The organism is Methylobacterium sp. WL18, assembly GCF_008040015.1.
GTDB lineage: Bacteria > Pseudomonadota > Alphaproteobacteria > Rhizobiales > Beijerinckiaceae > Methylobacterium > Methylobacterium mesophilicum.
In genome coordinates this window covers 1-2,902 of the sequence record NZ_VRVD01000590.1, presented here as the reverse complement: position 1 = coordinate 2,902, position 2,902 = coordinate 1, and the positions used below count along the sequence as shown (strand labels likewise).

At 69.3% G+C, this 2,902-nt stretch carries 2 protein-coding genes; both read left to right on the top strand.

The annotated features are described in order from the left end of the window. Positions 1 to 1,156 (top strand): HlyD family secretion protein (locus tag FV228_RS25460; protein ID WP_246694027.1); only part of this gene is annotated, 1,156 nt, incomplete at its 5' end. 5 nt (positions 1,157 to 1,161) lie between these two features. After that, on the top strand, positions 1,162 to 2,811 hold the full coding sequence (locus FV228_RS25455) for a DHA2 family efflux MFS transporter permease subunit (RefSeq protein ID WP_147857094.1): 1,650 nt from the start codon (positions 1,162 to 1,164) through the stop codon (positions 2,809 to 2,811). Positions 2,812 to 2,902 lie beyond the last annotated feature (91 nt).

Genomic DNA, 2,902 nt, shown 5'->3' with positions numbered 1-2,902 from the left:
TGCCGAGACCGCGCGCAAGCCGTCCCGGGACGACGACCGGGGCGCCCCCGAGGCAGACGCCGACCGGGATGGCGACCAGGAGGACGGCGCCCCCGGGGACGGCGAGCAGGACGAGGACGAGCGGCGCCCGGGCGTCCTGCGGCGCCATCCGGTGGCGTTCATCCTCGGAGCCCTCGCGGTGGTCGCGCTCGGCGTCGGCGTGTTCTTCTACTGGCTGCTGTACATGCACCCCTACGAGAGCACCGACGACGCGTTCGTCGATGCCCGCAGCATCTCGGTCCAGCCGAAGGTCGGCGGCTATCTCGTCGCGGTGCCGGTCACCGACAACCAGCACGTCGATGCCGGGCAGATGCTGTTCCAGATCGACCAGCGCGACTACAAGATCGCCCTCGAACAGGCCAAGGCGCAGGTCGTGGCCGACGCGGCGGCGATCAAGAACATCGACGCCCAGATCCAGGCGCAGTACGCCAACATCGACGTGTCGAAGGCCCAGGTCGCCACCGCCGAGGCGGCGCTGAAGTTCGCCCAGGAGGACGCGGCCCGGTACAAGGACCTGGCGGAGCGCGGATCGGGCTCGGTCCAGCAATCCCAGTCGGCCACCTCGACGCTGCAGCAGCGCCAGGCTTCGGTGCAGAGCGCCAACGCGAGCGTCGTGGCGGCCCAGAAGCAGATCGGCTCGCTCCAGGCCCAGAAGGCCTCGACGGAAGCGCAGCTCGCCCGCGACAAGGCGCAGGTCGAGCAGGCCGAGCTGAACCTCGGCTACACGACGATCCAGGCCGTGCAGCCCGGGCGCGTGGTCCGGCTGACGGGCGGCATCGGAGCCTACGCGCAGGCCGGCCAGAGCCTCTCGATGTTCGTGCCGGACGACATCTGGGTCACGGCGAACTACAAGGAGACGCAGATCGCCGACATGCGTCCCGGCCAGCCGGTGGACCTCGTGATCGATGCCTATCCGAGCCGCACGATCCACGGCACCGTGGCCTCCGTCCAGCCGGGTTCGGGCACCGCCTTCAGCCTGCTGCCGGCCCAGAACGCCACCGGCAACTACGTGAAGGTCACGCAGCGCATCCCGGTGAAGATCGTGGTGAAGGACTGGCCGACGGACGTGTCGATCGGCCCGGGCATGTCGGTCGTGCCCACCGTCACGGTGCGGTGACCGCGATGGCCGGCACGGCCCAGGCCTCCGGGGGCAGGTCGCCTGCAGGCAAAGCGTCCGGCGCGAAGGCGTCCGCGGCGAAGGCACCCGGCGGCCACAATCCCTGGCTGATCGCCGGCGTGGTGGCGCTGGCGACCTTCATGGAGGTGCTCGACACCACCATCGCCAACGTCGCCCTGCGCTACATCTCGGGCGGCCTCGCGGTCGGGCCCGACGAGGCGGCCTGGGTGGTGACGAGCTACCTGGTGGCCAACGCCATCACGCTGACCGCGTCGAGCTTTCTGGCCAAGCGCTACGGCCGCAAGGCGTTCTTCATGTGGTCGGTGGCCCTGTTCACCATCGCGTCGATCCTGTGCGGCTTCGCCTGGAGCCTCGAATCGCTGCTGCTGTTCCGGGTGCTGCAGGGGCTGGGTGGCGGCGGCATGGCGCCGCTGGCGCAGTCGATCCTCGCCGATTCGTTCCCGCCCGAGAAGCGCGGGCAGGCCTTCGCCCTCTACGGCGTGGCCATCGTGGTCGCGCCCGTGATCGGCCCGACGCTGGGCGGCTGGCTGTCGGACAACGCCTCCTGGCACTGGTGCTTCCTGATCAACGGGCCGATCGGCATGATCGCGCTCGGGCTGATGTACTGGCTGATCGAGGACAGCGAGGCGGCCAAGAAGGAGCGCCGCGCCCTGGTGCGCAAGGGCATCCGGTTCGACCTCGTCGGCTTCCTGCTGGTCGCCGTGTTCCTCGGCTCGCTCGAGGTCATCCTCGACGAGGGGCAGCGGAAGGACTGGTTCGGCACCTCGACCCTGATGAACGTCTCCGGCGTCCTCGTGGTCGTCTCGTTCGTCGCCATGATCCCGTGGCTCCTGAACCAGAAGAATCCGGCGGTGGACCTGCGCCTGATCGGCAACCGCCAGTTCGGCTCCTGCTTCCTGGTGATGATGTTCACCGGGGCGATCCTGATCTCCACCACGCAGTTCATCCCGCAGATCACGCAGGAATATTACGGCTACACCGCCACCCTGTCGGGCCTCGTCCTCGGCCCGGGCGGCATGGTCACGGTGGTGATGATGTTCCTCACCGGCCGGGCCTCGGCCTACGTGCAGCCGAAATGGCTGATCGCCGCCGGCATGACCATTGTGGCGCTGGGAATGTACGACCTGACGCGCCTCAACGGCACGACCACCTTTTCGTTCTTCGCGTGGTCGCGGGTCTATATCGGCATCGGCCTGCCGATGGTGTTCCTGTCGATCACCTCGGCCTCCTACGAGGGCCTGCGCAAGGACCAGACCGACCAGGCCTCGGCCCTGATCAACGTCGCCCGGAACGTCGGCGGCTCCATGGGCGTCTCGCTCGCCCAGAACGTGCTGGCCTATCGCAGCCAGTTCCACCAGAGCCGGCTGGTCGAGAGCGTCAACCCGACGGCGCCGGGCTACCAGGAGACCATGCGGCAGGCGACGCAGTACTTCTCCGAGCACGGCTATGCCGGCGTCGAGGCCCAGAGCCAGGCGACCGCCTGGATCGGCAGCGTGCTCCAGACCGAGGTCGCCTACTGGGCCTATATCGACGTGTTCTGGGTGCTGGGCCTGGTCGCCGCCTGCGCGGTGCCCCTCGCGCTGAGCCTGAAATCGGTCAAGCTCGGCGGTGGCGCGGCGGCGGGCGGGCACTGACCGTCGATGGCGTCAGACGCCGTCCGGCGGCAGCGCCTCCGTGACCTCGACGCGGCGGTTGTCCGGCGACGGGGCGGCCTCGTTGGCGGCG

Bases quoted from the DNA above. Each gene is read 5' to 3' on its own strand.
- FV228_RS25455 (WP_147857094.1), top strand. From the start codon at position 1,162: ATGGCCGGCACGGCCCAGGCCTCCGGGGGCAGGTCGCCTGCAGGCAAA.